Origin of the sequence: Mycetocola zhadangensis, from assembly GCF_003668565.1 — a bacterium.
Lineage (GTDB): Bacteria > Actinomycetota > Actinomycetes > Actinomycetales > Microbacteriaceae > Mycetocola_A > Mycetocola_A zhadangensis.
This window is the reverse complement of sequence record NZ_RCWJ01000001.1, coordinates 412,823-428,622: the sequence shown is the minus strand read 5'-3', so window position 1 is coordinate 428,622 and position 15,800 is coordinate 412,823. Positions and strand designations below refer to the sequence as shown.

At 62.5% G+C, this 15,800-nt stretch carries 16 protein-coding genes and 1 pseudogene; 10 read left to right on the top strand and 7 right to left on the bottom strand.

Annotated elements, in window-relative coordinates; all coding sequences use genetic code 11:
- Window positions 1-10 precede the first annotated feature (10 nt).
- A complete protein-coding gene (locus D9V28_RS02085; protein WP_121658051.1) occupies window positions 11-1,600 on the bottom strand; it encodes an ABC-F family ATP-binding cassette domain-containing protein in 1,590 nt (529 codons plus the stop codon).
- Window positions 1,601-1,774: 174 nt separating this feature from the next.
- On the opposite strand from D9V28_RS02085, the gene D9V28_RS02080 reads away from it, so the two are divergent.
- Window positions 1,775-2,353, top strand: coding sequence for a GNAT family N-acetyltransferase (locus D9V28_RS02080; protein WP_308472394.1), 579 nt, complete (start codon window positions 1,775-1,777; stop codon window positions 2,351-2,353).
- 245 nt (window positions 2,354-2,598) lie between these two features.
- Window positions 2,599-3,141 (top strand): CarD family transcriptional regulator, encoded by a 543-nt coding sequence (locus D9V28_RS02075; RefSeq protein WP_121658049.1) that lies wholly within the window; start codon window positions 2,599-2,601, stop codon window positions 3,139-3,141.
- A gap of 474 nt (window positions 3,142-3,615) precedes the next feature.
- On the opposite strand, the gene D9V28_RS02070 is transcribed toward D9V28_RS02075, so the two are convergent.
- Together D9V28_RS02070 and D9V28_RS02065 are read right to left on the bottom strand one after the other, a co-directional pair.
- Window positions 3,616-4,002 carry a PLD nuclease N-terminal domain-containing protein gene (locus D9V28_RS02070; protein WP_121658848.1) on the bottom strand — a complete coding sequence of 129 codons (387 nt, stop codon included), beginning with the start codon at window positions 4,000-4,002 and terminating at the stop codon, window positions 3,616-3,618.
- Window positions 4,003-4,090: 88 nt separating this feature from the next.
- The gene (locus D9V28_RS02065; protein WP_268234401.1) at window positions 4,091-4,414 is read right to left on the bottom strand and encodes a DUF2975 domain-containing protein; all 324 of its coding nucleotides are present in this window, start codon (window positions 4,412-4,414) and stop codon (window positions 4,091-4,093) included.
- Here D9V28_RS02065 and ligD point away from each other — a divergent pair.
- From ligD to D9V28_RS02050, 3 genes are all read left to right on the top strand, one after another.
- Complete coding sequence (ligD, locus tag D9V28_RS02060; RefSeq protein ID WP_121658047.1) at window positions 4,405-5,628, top strand: non-homologous end-joining DNA ligase; 1,224 nt, start codon at window positions 4,405-4,407, stop codon at window positions 5,626-5,628. The two genes, D9V28_RS02065 and ligD, sit on opposite strands and share 10 nt — an antisense overlap.
- A 249-nt stretch (window positions 5,629-5,877) precedes the next feature.
- The gene (locus D9V28_RS02055) at window positions 5,878-6,870 is read left to right on the top strand and encodes a hypothetical protein (protein WP_147440893.1); all 993 of its coding nucleotides are present in this window, start codon (window positions 5,878-5,880) and stop codon (window positions 6,868-6,870) included.
- Between the two features lie 228 nt (window positions 6,871-7,098).
- Window positions 7,099-7,719: a dihydrofolate reductase family protein gene (locus D9V28_RS02050; protein ID WP_229727681.1), complete on the top strand. Its 621-nt coding sequence runs from the start codon at window positions 7,099-7,101 to the stop codon at window positions 7,717-7,719.
- Between the two features lie 111 nt (window positions 7,720-7,830).
- On the opposite strand, the gene D9V28_RS02045 is transcribed toward D9V28_RS02050, so the two are convergent.
- Window positions 7,831-8,211: a DoxX family protein gene (locus D9V28_RS02045; RefSeq protein ID WP_121658044.1), complete on the bottom strand. Its 381-nt coding sequence runs from the start codon at window positions 8,209-8,211 to the stop codon at window positions 7,831-7,833.
- An 81-nt stretch (window positions 8,212-8,292) separates the two neighbouring features.
- Between D9V28_RS02045 and D9V28_RS02040 the strand changes: the two genes are divergently transcribed.
- From D9V28_RS02040 to D9V28_RS02025, 4 genes and pseudogenes are all read left to right on the top strand, one after another.
- Complete coding sequence (locus D9V28_RS02040) at window positions 8,293-9,174, top strand: sigma-70 family RNA polymerase sigma factor (RefSeq protein ID WP_121658043.1); 882 nt, start codon at window positions 8,293-8,295, stop codon at window positions 9,172-9,174.
- A gap of 8 nt (window positions 9,175-9,182) precedes the next feature.
- Window positions 9,183-9,437 (top strand): annotated as a pseudogene (locus tag D9V28_RS02035) (VOC family protein); the annotation flags it as partial.
- A 60-nt stretch (window positions 9,438-9,497) separates the two neighbouring features.
- Window positions 9,498-10,037 (top strand): PadR family transcriptional regulator, encoded by a 540-nt coding sequence (locus D9V28_RS02030; protein WP_121658042.1) that lies wholly within the window; start codon window positions 9,498-9,500, stop codon window positions 10,035-10,037.
- The gene (locus D9V28_RS02025; RefSeq protein ID WP_121658041.1) at window positions 10,030-10,842 is read left to right on the top strand and encodes an alpha/beta fold hydrolase; all 813 of its coding nucleotides are present in this window, start codon (window positions 10,030-10,032) and stop codon (window positions 10,840-10,842) included. The genes D9V28_RS02030 and D9V28_RS02025 overlap by 8 nt, the downstream gene beginning before the upstream one ends.
- Before the next feature lie 290 nt (window positions 10,843-11,132).
- Here D9V28_RS02025 and ychF read toward each other — a convergent pair whose 3' ends face one another.
- Entirely contained in the window at window positions 11,133-12,206 is a 1,074-nt protein-coding gene (gene ychF / locus D9V28_RS02020) for a redox-regulated ATPase YchF (protein WP_121658040.1), read from the bottom strand.
- A gap of 95 nt (window positions 12,207-12,301) precedes the next feature.
- Window positions 12,302-13,192, bottom strand: a complete 891-nt coding sequence (locus D9V28_RS02015; protein WP_183086400.1) for a DMT family transporter — start codon at window positions 13,190-13,192, stop codon at window positions 12,302-12,304.
- 66 nt (window positions 13,193-13,258) lie between these two features.
- Between D9V28_RS02015 and D9V28_RS02010 the strand changes: the two genes are divergently transcribed.
- Complete coding sequence (locus D9V28_RS02010; RefSeq protein ID WP_121658038.1) at window positions 13,259-14,632, top strand: DNA recombination protein RmuC; 1,374 nt, start codon at window positions 13,259-13,261, stop codon at window positions 14,630-14,632.
- 77 nt (window positions 14,633-14,709) lie between these two features.
- On the opposite strand, the gene glpX is transcribed toward D9V28_RS02010, so the two are convergent.
- Window positions 14,710-15,702: a class II fructose-bisphosphatase gene (glpX, locus tag D9V28_RS02005; RefSeq protein WP_121658037.1), complete on the bottom strand. Its 993-nt coding sequence runs from the start codon at window positions 15,700-15,702 to the stop codon at window positions 14,710-14,712.
- Window positions 15,703-15,800 lie beyond the last annotated feature (98 nt).

Genomic DNA, 15,800 nt, shown 5'->3' with positions numbered 1-15,800 from the left:
CAAATTCTCGCTACGTCGCTCGAACGACGAGCTCGCCCGCTCGAGTTCCGTCTGCACCGAATTCGATCTTGCGGTTGGCGACCTTGTCGCTGAAAAAGCGGTCGTGACTGACCACAACAACGGCCCCCGGGAAATGGACGAGCGCGCGTTCCATCACCTGGGTACTTGCAAGGTCCAGGTGGTTGGTCGGCTCATCAAGAATCAGCACAGAGGCCCCAGACAACAGACACTGTGCCATGGCTACGCGAGCCCGCTGCCCTCCGGAGAGGTTCCCAATGCGCTGCTTGAGGTCAGCCTCCGAGAATTGGAACATCGCCAGGAACCGTGCAACAGACTTGCGTGTCGCCGCGAACGCGAGGCTACCCGGCGCGGCATTCACCGCGTGAGTGATCGTGTCGTCCAGGTCGAGGTCCGCGAGCATCTGGTTGTACGACACCACGCCGCTCCCCTTGGCCCACGCTGCTTCGCCCGAGTCTGCTTTCTCCTCACCGGTGAGCACGCGCAGCAGCGTCGATTTCCCGCTTCCGTTAGACCCGTGCACAACTATCCGGTTGCCTCGGCGCAGCTCGAAGGTGAGATCCCGGAAGAGCAGCTTGTTCCCGTACGACTTGGACAGCCCGGTCACGCGACACAGCACGTCCTTGACGTGCAACCCGCCATAAATTTCGGTGATGATCTGGTCCACTGGTCGCGGTGCTCGCGATTTTTTGATTCCGGACAGTTTCTTGTCCAGGCCCCGGCTTGCCGCTTTTGCGGCCTCACGGCGGTCCGCGATGCCCTCGGCCTCGAATGCCAGCAACTCCGACTCATGCACGAACTGCGCTTCGAGAGTTTTCAACCGGAACTGCTTCTGCACGACATACTCGGCGAAGTTGCCCGGGTACTCGTGCAGGTGGAAGTTCTCCAGTTCGACGATGCGGGTGACGACCGAGTCCAGGAATTTACGATCGTGCGACACGATGATCGCGGCACCGCGGAAGTCACGGAACCACGCTTCGAGCCACTCAACTCCGGCGACATCAAGGAAGTTCGTTGGTTCATCGAGAAGCAGTACGTCCGGGCGCTCCAGCACGAGCTTGGCGAGCGCCGCGCGGTTGCGCCACCCTCCAGACAGCTGGTCGATAGGGAGCACCCGGTGCGCCTGATCGAATCCGAGCCGTGTCAGCGCTTCGTCGATCCTGCGGGTGTAGTCCCAACCGTCGAGGCGGTCCATCTCTTCGAACAGTTCGCCCTGGCGCGAAATCAACGTGTCCAGGTCGGCACTCGGGTCGGCGGCGATCGCTGCATCGATCGAGGCAAGTTCGGCTTCAACGGCGCGGATGTTGCTGAACACCTCGTCGAGCACCTCGGTGATCGTCGCCGTTCCGTCAAGCTCAGAGAACTGAGAGAAATAACCAAAACGGATGCCATTTTCAAGCGTCAGCGTTCCGGCATCCGGCGAGACTTGACCGAGGATCAGCTTGATCAGAGTCGATTTGCCCGAGCCGTTCCGGCCGATGAGGCCCACGCGATCGCCAGGCTCAAGACGGAAGAATGCCTCTCGAAGCACCTGCACGGAGTCGAAGCGAACGGTGACGTCGTTCAGACGGATGAGGCTCATGCCTGTTGTCCTCTCGGGTGGGATATCGCACAAGGCCCACCCGGCTTTGAACGCATGTGTCCTTCTACCGTAGCCGAGGGTGCTGCGCCCGACGGATGCCACTCTTTCCCTCATGCGCCGTCGATGACACGATGGAGCGAACATTTCACGGCAGCAAGTGTGGAGGCAAGCTCTGTGCACAACATTGAGGTGAAGCCAGCTCACTCGTTCGAGGACATGGCCACGATGCTCGGCCCGAAGAACCCGCAGTCCTCCGTGTGCTGGTGCCTGTCGTGGCGCCTGAGTTCCACGGAGAACCGGAGTCTCGCGGGAACCGATCGAGCGGACGTGGTTCGCCAGCTCGTCGCTCGCGACCATGCACCAGGAGTGCTCGCCTATAGCGATGGACAGGTGGTGGGATGGGCTGGGGTCGCGCCACGGGCGGAGCTGCACCCGATCGAGCGTTCCCGCAGGATCCCGCACATCGACGAGGTACCGGTGTGGTCGCTGTGGTGCATCCGTGTGCGGCCCGGTTTCCGCAAGCAGGGGGTGACCGCCGCCCTCATTGACGGTGCTGTGCGCTACGCACAGCAACAGGGCGCGCCCATTGTGGAGAGCTACCCGGTCGACAATCGCGGGGAACGCGTAGACCAGACAATGGCGTTTGTCGGCACGCGCACGATGTTCGAGCGGGCAGGATTCACCCAGGTCGCCGAAACTCAGTCCGTATCCGGTGGCTTCCCCCGAATAGTCATGCGACGGATGCTCGACTGATACCTCCTAGAGGGAACCTTTCCCGGGGACATGTCAGAGCCATGTGAGATAATTGGAGGAGCCAAGCTCGCGAAGCCAGGCGCTTCCACCCACGTGGAAACGGCTGCTCGCGTGCCCATCCAACCCCGCGGATGTACCGTCTCATCCGCCCGGAATTGGGACGACTGTCTCGGTTCGGGAAAACTCCGGTTTTGCCGAAACCTGACGTTGAGTGTGGCGCTCGTGCGCACCCGGAGGTACATTCCATGCAGTTTTCCGAAGGCCAAACCGTCGTCTACCCACACCACGGCCCAGCCACAATCACCTCGATCTTCTCTCGCACCGTCAAGGGCAACGAGATTGAATACCTCAAGCTTGAGGTCCACGACACGAAACTGTCCGTCAGCGTTCCTGTGGCGAGCGCCGACCAGGTTGGCATCCGCGCGGTTCTCGGCGAGGACGAGATGAAGGCACTCTTCGATGTCCTTCGCGCTCCCACCGTCGACGAAGAAGACAAATGGTCCCGTCGAATGAAAGACAACCAGGAGAAGATCAAGGTCGGCGACATCCTGACCATTGCCAGCGTCGTTCGCGACCTCACCCGTCGCAACGAAGAAAAGGGACTTTCCCTCGCCGAACGTGATCTGTTGCGTCACGCGCAGGGTCCCCTCGTGACTGAGATCGCGCTTTCGCTCGGCATCGAGCATGACGAGGCCGAGGCGGCGCTCCACAACGCCCTGAGCCCAGATTCCGCGACGACTCCGAGCGAGCCGTCGAAGGCGACCGACTCTGGAACAGCGGCTGCTTAAACCAGCGCCACGCACCAACCGGAGCCCGGAGAGCGGGACACGCGACTCCCCGTCAACATTCATGACGGTGTACTCCACTGCGCCCCGGCTCCAGCGTAAGGACGCGCTTCCACGCAACGCGTTTAGCGCATCGAATCACAGAGCCGACGGATTTAGCCCATGAAGACCATGTGAGTCGGCCGATCTTCAATGTCCCGTGTCGCGTCACAATAGCGGCATCCCCAGTAGCGATGCACCTCTGGTGTGTCCTGCTTCATGATCCACTTGTGAAATCGCAGACGGCACCTGAGACGACGGTCCATGTCGACCTCCATTTCATCGTGACAGTGGCCTGCGCCTGCGCCTGCGTTGCCGCGGTGGCATGGCGTCAAGGGCACCGCTTCACAGCAGGCTAGGCATCGTCTGTGATCCGAAGGAACCGGCGTGGCACCTCATGTTTCTCTTGAGCAAGCCAATACAGGTGAGGAGCTACCCTCACGCCCCTTCGCGACGCTGCTCGAGCTCCCGCTGGAGACGCTCGACGCGTGCCTGCTTGTCGTGGAATTCGATCTCTCGCTCGAGGTCGGCGAGCTGCTCTTCGGTGCTTCGAATGGAAGTCGACGTTGTTGCAAACTGGTCGTGCTGAGGCTGGTGTTGGCGGCCCCTGGCCCGAGGTCGCGCCATTGACCGATCGGAGTGCTCAGTCGTGTACTCGCGACCGAGGACAAACCAGAGAATGCTTCCGATGAGCGGAAGGAAGACGACAAGCATCACCCAGACGATCTTCGGAAGATGCTTCACCTGGGTGTCCTGCCGCGTAATGATGTCGATCAAAGCGCCGATCACGAGGACGAAGGACACTGCTGAGATCACGAGATACATGACCGAGAGCATATTGAGCGCACTGTGTTCCGCGCCACACTCTTCTCGGACGTTACGACACTGTGCGGTCGTGCTGACGCCGAGACAGTCAAGGGCGCTGACTCTCAGACCACCTCATCGAGGTAAAGCGCCTGACCGGAGGCTTGAACGAGCCGCGCAGAACGAACACGACGAGGGCAAGCGCCGCACAGACCAACGCCACCCCGAGTGCAAGGACGAAGAATCCAGGCTCCCCCACATCAGCGGTGATTTCCATCGTCAGCAACGAGACAGCGATGAGCGCCGCGGCGACGAGAAGCGCGCCGATCATGATGTCGACGTAGCGGAACGACCCTGCCTTGAGTTTTTGTCGCGTCGCAGAAGGGCTGTCCGACTTCTTGGCGCGGAGGTTAGGGTAAAGCCGTGAGCCCAAAGACGAGCGAGGCAGAAGTTCTGGAGATCGACGGCCGCGAGGTTCGGATCTCGAGTCCAAACAAGCTGGTCTTCCCGGAACCGGGAATCACGAAGCTGGAGTTGGTGAAGTACTACCTCGCTGTGGCAGACGGAGCGCTCCGCGGTGTTGCAGGGCGGCCGATGGTGCTGAAGCGATTCGTGAAGGGCATCGACAACGAGGCCTTTTTCCAGAAGCGCGCACCCGAAAAACGACCCGACTGGATCGAGACCGCCACCCTTCACTACGCCTCGGGCAATTCCGCCGAGGAGGTCGTTGTGCGAGACGCGGCGGCGCTGGCTTGGGTCGTAAATCTCGGCTGTATCGACCTGAACCCACACCCGGTCCGCGCAGACGATCTCGAGCACCCCGATGAGTTGCGCGTTGACCTCGACCCGATGCCCGGCGTCGACTGGAGACAGATTGTGGACGTTGCGATGATCGCGAAAGACGTGCTTTCTGACCACGGCCTTGTCGGCTGGCCGAAAACCTCAGGGTCTCGTGGCATCCACATCTACGCTCGCATCGAGCCGCTTTGGAACTACCGCGAGGTGCGGCTCGCCGCCGAAACCCTCGCTCGGGAGGTGGAACGGCGAGCGCCGGGTTTGGCCACCGCAAAGTGGTGGAAGGAAGAGCGTGGAGAGAGCGTCTTCGTCGATTTCAACCAGAACGCGAAAGACCGAACCGTGGCATCCGCCTATTCCGTGCGCGCACTGCCGGACGCACGGGTGTCGACACCCCTGACCTGGGAGGAAGTGCCCGATTCACGTCCGGAACGGTTCACCGTGCGCTCAGTCATCGACCGTTTCGCGGACCGCGGTGACCCTGCGGAAGGAATGGATGGCGCAGTTGGCAGCCTGACCGGACTGCTGGCACTCGCCGAGGAGCTGGGGCCTGCTGAAAAACCTCCGAAGTCGCCCGATGGGTCAGGCCGACGTGCCTCGACGATGCCACTGGTGGAGATCGCCCGCGCGAAAACGAAGCCCGAGGCACTAGAAGGACTCGAACGCTGGAAGTCCAGGCACTCCGACGTCGTGAAAGTCCTCGAGCCAGCCGATGTGCTGGTGGACGGGATGCGCGGTTCCAGTTCGCTCTGGTACCGGATTCGCGTGAACCTCCAGCACGTCCCCGAGAACGAGCGCCCCATGCAAGAAGCGCTCGAGGTGGATTATGACCCCTGGGCTGGAAAGCACTAGCCAGAGACCTCACCGGTGTCGTGCCTCAGCCGGCGATACCGTCGGGACGAGGCGTTCGCTGTCGCTATGCCATCCGGGCCCGCCGGGCGCATTCCGGCGGGCCCATGAGTTTGATTCGCGGGCCCCGTCACCTAGATGGCGGCGAAGCGGGGTGGCTTCTGCCTGACTCGAAGGCTGCTGCCTATACCGCTAGACACAGGTCGCGGACAGCGGGAAAATTGGCCTGAGGGTCCTCGTGGGGAGGCGCTCATGGACTCGAATTGGGCGACCAGACGACGCGCGCAGCGAATGCGCGTTGTTGCGATGGTCATTCTTTGTCTGGCCGCACTCGCCGGCATTGGTGCATGGGAAGCCTGGGTCCGTAAGGCTTACGGCAATGCGGAGGTCATCGACGTTTCGGTGTTCACCCTTGCGTCGACCGGCGCGGTATTTGTCGGCCCAGACACCACGAAAATTATCTGGAGAAACAATCGACTGGACCAGAAATCGATCGGAGCGGACCCGTGGCAAAGCCCGATCCAAGCGCTCGAGAGCGACCTCACCAGGTTCCCGGCGTGGCGTGATAACCGCGACATTGTGGGAAACCCGGCTTACGACTTGGTTTCTTGGGTGGAGACGGTCGACGAAAAGCGCGGAGACGTTCTTGTCGTGGAAGCGAGCACCGGCCACGTGTTGGCCCGAGCCGCCATTCAGGCGGCCCTGAACCGCACGGTGGTCATCGCCTCCGTGAACCCTGAGACGGTCTACTTCGCTACCCCGGATCCACGAACCGGGTTTCCCGATGTGCCAGGAGACACCATCTGGATCTGGAGGTGGGCGGCAGGGGAAGACCCTGAAAACCTCCAAAGCAGCCGATACTACAACGATGTCAGCGCCGGAACGTGGGCGGTGTATGGCGATGGACTCGAGTTCGAGGACGCGCCAAACCAGACGGTCGCAACGGTGGGCATCACTGACGATTACCCAACGGATTTTGGCAGCTCGATGAGCCCGGACGGTGCGTATTGGTACGGCGCAGGATCCGGCAAAATCATCGAGACGGCAACGGGGAACATGGTGACCATTCCGACCGTGAGCAAACACGACTATGGATGGACGGGAGCCGCTGAGCTGACCGTGACCCAACCATTCTCGGTGTGCTCCGCGCGCACAGGGCAGTGTCATAGCCCTCCGGAAGTGTCTCCAAACGGCGCCTGCGCACGATACGCAATTGTTTGCGGCGCCAATCCCCCCGTGAACTGACACGAATGTTCGCGCTTCTCTTGCGACAGTCTCTCGTTTAGTGAACACTTTTGTGCCAAGGCATCGACGGCACAGCCGCGCATTGGGGCGGCGATGCCGAAGCAGCCGCTCAAGATCAAGTCGCGCGATTCTCCAATGTGAGGTTCCTGAAGCAGCAGTCTCACATTCTCGTTGGAGTGCTGCCGCACACGCCATCGCGACGCCGAGGCATTGATGAAGGAGTTGCACGTGTCAGGTCGCATTCTTATCGATCACTTCACCACGCTTGATGGGGTCGCCCAAGCTCCAGGCGGTCCAAACGAAGACACCGACGGTGAATTCGTATTCGGCGGTTGGCAGGCGCCCCTGCTCGACAACACCGTCGGAGCGCAGGTAGACGTAGGAATTCAGTCGATGGACGCCCTTCTACTTGGGCGGCGTACATACGACATCTTCGCCTCCTATTGGCCGAACCAGCTCGACGGACCTAACGCAGAAATAGCTCGGAAGTTTGACGCCATTCCCAAGTACGTGGCGTCGAGGGGAACGCCGCAACTCGGGTGGCGAGGGTCACACCTTCTCGATAGGGATCTTCACGAAGAGTTGAAAACGCTCCGGGAGAAGCACTCGGATATTCACGTGATCGGCAGCATCAACTTCGCCAGGACCCTCCTCGCTGAAAGCCTTTTCGATCAATTGAACATCTGGGTGTACCCGATCGTCGTGGGCCCGGGCAAGCGGCTGTTCACAGAGGACGGACCACCGGCTTCTCTCGAACTGCTCAGTTCGGAGCCCGCGTCCGAGAAGGGCGCAGTGCTCCTGCGGTACGGCTTGAGGAACGCCATTCCGGCGACAGGTGACATGACCTGAACGGGACAAATGGCCGACGAGTTGACCCGCTCCCCAACGGAGCTTCTGCGCTCGCGACTGGAACCTTTAGCCTGCGAAGCGCCACGACCGGACCGCGCGCGATCCACCGTCTCACGCGAAAGATGCGGGACCGAACCGCCCCAATGCGACGAACAAAGCCATGGAGAAATAGGTCACGTCGAGCAACGCGTGCTTGAACTCGCCGCGCCGGGAGGTAACGAACGTTGCACCGAGCATGATGATCGCCAATCCGATAGCGGCCACCGGCACCAAAACCGGTGCGATATTGAGCACAGCGGGCAGGATGAGGCCAAACGCCCCCACAATCTCGATAGCTCCAAGGGACTTCACGAAGCCAGCGCTGAAGTCGTTCACCCAACCCGCGCCGGGAGCTTCGGCCAGCTTCTTGTATGGAATAAGCACCTTATTCGCCCCTGCCGTCAGAAAGACCGCGGCGAGCAGACCGGCGACAATCCACAACGCAATGTTCATGAGTTTCCTACCTATCGGTTACATCGACCCAATTGGGCCCGTCATTATTTATGACGGCACACGCGCGGAGCAGGTAACACTATGGCGGCATCAGACTCGGACGAATTCATCACGGAAACGTTCCGCGAGCAACGCGGTCGCCTCTATGGGGTGGCCTACCGCTTGCTTGGATCTTCCGCGGACGCCGAGGACGCTGTGCAGGAGGCGTGGCTTCGATTCGCGCGCCAAGACGCATCATCGATCGACAATCTCGGGGGTTGGTTGACGACAGTGGTAGGCAGAGTATGCATCGACATGCTTCGTTCCCGCGCGGCCAGAAAGGAGGTTCCCTTCCAGAACGAAATGCCCGAATTGGCCGTGATAGACGACGCAGAAGGGGCGCCCGAAGACGAGGCACTACTGGCGGACTCGCTCGCGGCCGCAATGCTTGTCGTACTAGACACCCTCAGTCCCGCTGAGCGGCTTTCGTTCGTGTTGCACGACATGTTCGCGGTGCCTTTTGAAGAAATTGGCCCGATCGTCGGTAAATCGACGAACGCGAGCAAGATGCTCGCGAGCCGCGCGCGCCGGAAAGTGCGGGGTGCGCCTCGTCCGGATGGCCAGCGAAGGCAGGAGCGCGCAATAGTCGACGCCTTCCTCGCCGCAGCAAGAAATGGCGACTTCGACGGGCTACTCCGCGTTCTCGATCCGAATGTGACATGGCACACCTACGGCGCACACGGCGTCGACGTCATAACGGGAGCAACCGAAGTCGCCGCCACAGCCCAGCGACGGGCGCGCGCGACCGGAAGAGCGCATCCCGTGCTCGTCAACGGCATGCCCGGCATAGTGGCATGGACGGCGACAGGCAAGCCGGTCGGTGTTCTGGCCTGCACCGTTGTCGCAGGGCGCATTGTTCAGATCGTCTCATCGCGAGACCCGCAACGCCTTGCGAGGATGGATCTGCCCGGATCTCCCGGCTGACGTTGGTGCTCGCTCACGGTGTGCTCAGCGGCCTCGTTGCGCTTGGCGGTTCCGACGCGCCTGCCGGCGAGACCACTCTCAAACTGGAGGGTGTCAGGCTTGCGCTGCTGGGGACGGCAGAACCCGACGTCCTCCACGAGTGGTTCGACAGGCTCTCCAACGGCGGCGTCGTGCTCGATCCTCTCGCTCCGAAGCCATGGGGTGCGTCAGACGGGCAGGTCGTCGACCGTCACGGATTCCACTGGCTCATCGGCTACGAATAGGCGATCACCCGGCCGAACTCATACTTGAAAAGTCCTATATAGGACGATTACAGTACCGCCATGAAGCTGAGATATGCGGTGCTGGGGCTCCTGTCGCTCGAGCCGCACAGTGGGTATGACCTGGGTCGAGCATTCGCGGGATCGGTCGCCCATTTCTGGTACGCCGACCAGTCACAGATCTATCGTCTGCTCGATGATCTGGACGCCGAGGGCGCGATCACAACCGAGGTCGTCCGACAGAACGGTCGCCCTGACCGCCGCGTCCACTCTCTGACCGAGACGGGCAGGCACGAACTCGACGACTGGTTACGCTCACCCCTCGACGTCCAACGCCCGAAGAACGCCTTCCTGGCCCGCCTGTTCTTCGCCGGGTCGCTTGGCCCCGACCACATTCGACGGATTCTCGATGAGGCCGAACAACTCGTGACCGATTCACGCGAACAACTTCGTACGATCGAGCATTCTGCCACCACCCTCGACGAGGTCATTCAGAACGCGACCCTCCAGTTCGGCTTGTCACATGCCGAGACAACCCTCACGTGGATCGCGGAAACCAGAGAAGCGGTGGCGTCGTTCGAGAGAGGAACACCCGATGACTGAATCAAGCATGTCGCGGCTGGAACACGGCCCCAGGCGCGGCGAAACCATCATCATGCTGCACGGCAACAATGCCGGGTCGTGGATGTGGGAACCACAGACAGACCGACTCCCGGACCGCCACGTTCTCACTCCTGACCTGCCGGCTCTCGGCGAGCGCTACCGCGAACCCTGGCCGGGCATGGCGGGAGCGGCCGACGATATCGCCGAAATCATCCGTGAGCACGCACTCGACGGCACCGCACACGTTGTCGGACTGTCGCTCGGCGGGGTTGTTGCGACCCACTTGGCGCACCGGCATCCGGGGCTCGTCCGCAGCTGCATGATCACCGGTGCCCCGCTCGCCGGGCTGACGCGTCTCGAGCGCCTCCTCATCCCCCCTCAGCTGCCCCTGTGGCGGCAGCGCTGGTACTGGCGAGCGCAGGCCATGGCATTCGGCATCCCAGCTGACGCGCGAGACGTCTTCGTCGACTCCGCTGTGCGCGTCGCGCCGGAGACGAACCGTGAAACCTACCGCGAGGTGGCCGCCGGCATCCCGGAAGGACTGATCGCGTATCCAGGTCCGCTCCTCGCGATCGCGGGCGAAAAGGAACAGCGTTCCGTGAGGGATGCCTTCCCGACGTTGCGACGGCGGGCACCCCAGTTGCAGTCGTGGATCGCACCAGGAATGCACCACCCCTGGAACGTTGAGGATCCTGATTTGTTCACCGATGTCATCCGTGAATTCGTGGATACCGGCAGGTGGACGCCGGCCGACCGCCGCCCACAAGCCTCGGACGCCCCCGGCGGCCCGGCCGCCCAGCGGTGACCCGTCAGCCGATCTCCCGCGGCGGGTTATGCATGAACTCGATCCGGATGCCGTTGTCGTCTTCGACGAACGACGCGTATTACCGGTCGGTGAACCGGGGGTACTCTTTCGGGCTACGAAATGACTCCGGCACGAACGGTGTCGCTCAAAGCATGCAGCTCAGGACGGCTTCCTGCAATGCCGAGTCTGAGCACACACACAAGTTCCCTCACGAAGCTGTCCGCTTCCAGGGTGTGACACGTCCTTGCCGACGGGTTCGTTCAGGTAGCTCTCGAGGCTAATGCGGGTGTTTAAACGTTGAAGCGGAACTCCACCACATCGCCATCGGCCATGACGTAGTCCTTGCCCTCCATGCGGGCTTTGCCCTTGGCGCGAGCCTCAGCAACAGAACCTGTCGCGACGATGTCCTCGAACGAGATGACCTCAGCCTTGATGAACCCGCGCTCGAAGTCAGTGTGGATCACACCGGCAGCCTGGGGTGCCTTGGCCCCCTTGGGAATGGTCCACGCGCGCGACTCCTTCGGACCAGCCGTGAGGTAGGTCTGCAGCCCGAGAGTGTCGAAGCCGACACGAGCCAGCTGGTCGAGACCGGACTCGGTCTGACCGGTCGACGCCAGCAGTTCGGCTGCGTCTTCCGGGTCGAGGTCGATGAGCTCCGACTCGAGCTTGGCGTCGAGGAAGATGGCCTTCGCCGGCGCGACCAGGGCAGCCAGTTCAGCGAGCTTCGTCTCGTCCTGCAGCACGTCTTCGTCGACGTTGAAGACGTAGATGAACGGCTTCGACGTGAGCAAACCCAGTTCGCGAATCGGCTCCAGGTCGAGCCCCGAGCTCGAGAGCGGCTTGCCTGTGTTCAGGTACTCCTTCGCGGCGAGCGCAGCGGTCAGCACGCTGGGGTCGAGCTTCTTGCCCTTGACCTCTTTCTCGAACCGAGACTGCGCCTTCTCGAGCGTCTCGAGGTCAGCGAGGATCAGTTCGGTGTTGATGGTCTCCATGTCACCGGCGGGGTTCACCGCACCGTCAACGTGCACCACGTCTTCATCGGAGAATGCGCGAATAACCTGCGCAATGGCATCCGCTTCTCGAATGTTGGCGAGGAACTTGTTGCCGAGCCCCTCCCCCTCACTTGCGCCGCGCACAATGCCGGCGATGTCGACGAACGACACGGCAGCTGGCAGGATGCGTTCGCTGCCGAAGATCTCAGCGAGCACCGCGAGGCGCGAGTCGGGCAGGTTCACCACACCGACGTTCGGTTCGATCGTCGCAAACGGATAGTTTGCCGCGAGAACCGAATTCTTCGTGAGTGCGTTGAAAAGCGTCGACTTGCCGACGTTAGGGAGACCGACGATACCGATAGTTAGAGCCACGAGGGTCTATCGTACCCGGCTCGCCTGCGGAAGCCGTGCGAGCTGCGCGGTCGGGTGCCGCAGTTTGGTGGAAAGACGAGAACGGATGCTCCGGCTTACGCCACGAGCACCTGTGCGGTTCTGCGGGCGGGCCTGCTGGTCAGCCACACTCCCGTGATCACCAGGGCACCCCCAAGAATCTGGATCAGGGTGATCGGAGTGCCGATGGCGAGCGCCATCAGTGCCGTGAAAACCGGCATGAGGTTGAGGTAGATCCCCGCTCGAGCGGCACCGATTTTCCTAACGGAGATGTTCCAGAGCATGAGGCTCAGCACGGAGGGGAAGATGCCGATGTAGAGCACACCCCACCAGCCAGCGCTGTCGAGGGTGACGGGTCCGCCGAGAGCCAGGCTGAGGGGCACGAGGGCGACGGCCGCGATCACCGATTGCAGGGCTGCGCTTGTCACCGGAGTCGTTGTCAGGGTGCGCCCGAGGATCGTATACGCCGTCCAGACGATGACGGCGCCGAGCATGTACAGCCCACCGACGTTGTACTCAGTGGTGAACACCTCAAGGATGTTGCCGTGCGTGAGGACGAGGAGCACTCCGAGCAACGACGTCACCAGGCCCAGGATGCTGGAGCCTCGGAGGCGTTCGCGCACGAGCAGCGCTGCGACGATCGCGATGAGGACCGGGTTCGTGGCTCCGACGAGTGCGGCGTTGAGTGCGGTGGTGTGCGCAAGGGCCTGGTAGCTGAACAGGCAGAAGGCGACCAGGCCGAGGGCAGCCTGCAGCACGTGCATTGGCCATTCGCGGAGGGCGCTCCGCCAGGCCGGTTTCTCCAGGAGGACGGCGAGCACGATCAGCAACGGCGCGGCGATCGCCCAGCGGATCGCGGTGAGCTGGAGGGGACTGATGCCCCCGGCCAGGAGGTGGCCGACGACGTAGTTGCCTGACCAGAACAGGTTCGCCAGCACGAGGAACAGATAGACGCGCCACGAAGCCATTCCTCGATCGTATCGAGGCACGCGAGTCCCCGAAGCCATGTCGGTGGACGCTGTCACACTGTGGGCATGGACCCTCTCGTCATGCTTCTTCTCGGACTGTTCCTCGGCCTGCTTGGCGGTGCGGCCATCGGCTGGCTCGTGCGGTCGCAGTCGACTCGGGCTCTCGGAGCCGAGAACCCCGCGCTTCTCGCGGCCAGGCACGAGGCAGAGCTCACGCGAATCCAGTCGCAGGAGGCCGAGCGCCGGGCGCAGCTGGCCGAACTGCTCGGTCGGGCGGAGACCCGGGCCGACGGGCTGCAGGAACGCATCGATGCGCAGCGCGAGCAGTACCAGGAACTGGTTGAGCGCCACAGGCTCGAGCGCGATGCCGATGCCGAACGTGCCCGCACCGAAAGCCGCGTGCTTCAGGCGCTTGCTCCCGTGCGCGAAAGCCTTTCGGACATGCATCAGAAGGTGGCTGAGCTCGAGTCGCAGCGCAGCCTGCAGCACGGTGAACTGGCGCAACAACTGCGCAGCGCCACCGAGTCAGAAGAGCGCTTGCGCTCGACGGCCGAATCGCTCGCAGCTGCGTTGACCAACAACTCCACACGCGGCGTCTGGGGCGAGACCCAGTTGCGCAGCGTCGTTGAGGCCGCCGGCCTCATCGAGCGGGTGAACTTCGATGTGCAGTCGAGCATTATTTCCGACAGCGGAGCTGGGCGCCCAGACATGGTCGTTTACCTGCCAGGCGGCAAGAGCATCGCCGTTGACGCGAAGGTGCCCTTCAACGCCTACCTCGAGGCCAGCGCGATCCCGCTGACCGCGCCAGAGCCTGAACTCGCACGCCGCGCCCAGTTGATGAAAGACCACGTGAAGGCCGTGCGCGGCCACATCACCACGCTCGGCAGCAAGACCTACTGGGAGGGTCTCGACGCGAGCCCCGAGATGGTCATCGCATTTATTCCGAGCGAGTCCCTCGTGTCGTCAGCACTCGAGGCTGACCCGACCATCATGGAGTTTGCCTTCAGCAAGCGGGTCGCGCTCTCCTCCCCCGTGACGCTCTGGTCGGTGCTGAAGACCGTTGCGTTCAGCTGGCAGCAGGACGTCGTTACGCAAGAGGCGAAAACGCTGTTCGACCTCAGCCGCGAACTGTACGGCCGGCTAGCGACAATGGCCGGGCACATCGACAAGCTTGGTCGCTCGGTGAAGGCGACGGTGAACGACTACAACCGTTTTGTCGGTTCGCTCGAGCGACAGGTGTTGCCGTCTGCACGCAAGCTGAATGTGCTCGATGAGTCGAAGACGATTCCGCCGTTGACCGAGATCGACGACGCTGCTCGCGATCTCAGTGCGTTCGAACTGCGTGGCGAACTCGAGCGGGCCGGCATTGCCCCAGAAATCCGAGAGCGTGCAGCGGCCGAACCAGTGACGCGGGCATCCGAGGATGGTAGTTCGGCTTAAGCGGCTTCCCGAGCAGCGGAAAAGCCGGTCACCTTCGAGGTTGACCGGCTTTTCGCGGTGATGGGCTTCGGGCCGGGTTATTCTTCAAGCCACTTCGCGGCGAGGTGATCTGCAGTGATGCGGCGGATCGTGCCGGACTTTGAGCGGAGCACGACGCTGCTGGTTCGGATGATCGGTCCCATTCGCCGCACACCATCGACGAGCCCGCCGTCGGTGACGCCGGTGGCCACAAAGAACGTGTTGTCGCTGTTCACAAGTTCGTGGGACTCGTAGACGTAGTCCATTTTCAGCCCGGCGTCGATCCCCTTCTGGCGCTCCACGTCGTCCTTCGGCGCCATGATTCCCTGAATCAGTCCGCCAATTGCTTTCACGGCACAGGCCGTGACGATCCCTTCGGGGCTGCCGCCAATGCCTGCGCACATGTCGATGCGGGTCTCGTAGCGGGCAGCGTTGATGCCGCCAGCGACATCACCGTCGAGCATCAGACGGGTTCCGGCGCCTGCGGCGCGGATCTCCTCGATCAGCTGCGCGTGGCGGGGCCGGTCGAGAACGGCGACGGTGATGTCGCCGACCTCTTTGCCTTTAGCCTTCGCCAGTGCACGAATGTTCTCGCCGATGGGCTTTCGGATGTCGACGACACCGATGCCCTCTGGTCCAGTGACGATCTTGTCCATGTAGAACACACTCGATGCATCGAGCATGGTGCCCCGGTCAGAGACCGCGATCACCGAGAGCGCGTTCTGCCGACCGGCAGCGGTCAGGCTCGTTCCGTCGATCGGGTCGACCGCGATGTCGCACGCGGGGCCACGGCCGTTTCCGACGTGCTCCCCGTTGAAGAGCATGGGCGCCTCGTCCTTCTCGCCCTCGCCGATGACGACGACCCCGTCGAAGTTCACGGTGCCGAGGAAGGCGCGCATCGCGTCGACCGCCGCGCCGTCAGCGGCGAGTTTGTCCCCTCGACCGATGTACGGGACGGCCCGAATGGCCGCAGCCTCTGTGGCTCGAACCAGCTCGAGGGCGAGGTTCCTGTCGGGGTGAAGAAAGAGAGAAGCGGTGTCTGTACTGGTCACGATGGTCCTTTATCGAAAACTTCGGCGGTTGCGATGGCGGGCTCGCGCTGACCCTTCCACCCTATCCGCGCAGGTCCGGCGGGGCACGTCCGGAACTC

Coding starts and splice junctions, on each gene's coding strand:
- D9V28_RS02015 (WP_183086400.1), bottom strand. CDS start 13,192: ATGGCTTCGTGGCGCGTCTATCTGTTCCTCGTGCTGGCGAACCTGTTC.
- D9V28_RS02085 (WP_121658051.1), bottom strand. CDS start 1,600: ATGAGCCTCATCCGTCTGAACGACGTCACCGTTCGCTTCGACTCCGTG.
- D9V28_RS02075 (WP_121658049.1), top strand. CDS start 2,599: ATGCAGTTTTCCGAAGGCCAAACCGTCGTCTACCCACACCACGGCCCA.
- D9V28_RS02010 (WP_121658038.1), top strand. CDS start 13,259: ATGGACCCTCTCGTCATGCTTCTTCTCGGACTGTTCCTCGGCCTGCTT.
- D9V28_RS02030 (WP_121658042.1), top strand. CDS start 9,498: ATGAAGCTGAGATATGCGGTGCTGGGGCTCCTGTCGCTCGAGCCGCAC.
- D9V28_RS02045 (WP_121658044.1), bottom strand. CDS start 8,211: ATGAACATTGCGTTGTGGATTGTCGCCGGTCTGCTCGCCGCGGTCTTT.
- D9V28_RS02055 (WP_147440893.1), top strand. CDS start 5,878: ATGGACTCGAATTGGGCGACCAGACGACGCGCGCAGCGAATGCGCGTT.
- D9V28_RS02025 (WP_121658041.1), top strand. CDS start 10,030: ATGACTGAATCAAGCATGTCGCGGCTGGAACACGGCCCCAGGCGCGGC.
- D9V28_RS02070 (WP_121658848.1), bottom strand. CDS start 4,002: ATGTATCTCGTGATCTCAGCAGTGTCCTTCGTCCTCGTGATCGGCGCT.
- D9V28_RS02040 (WP_121658043.1), top strand. CDS start 8,293: ATGGCGGCATCAGACTCGGACGAATTCATCACGGAAACGTTCCGCGAG.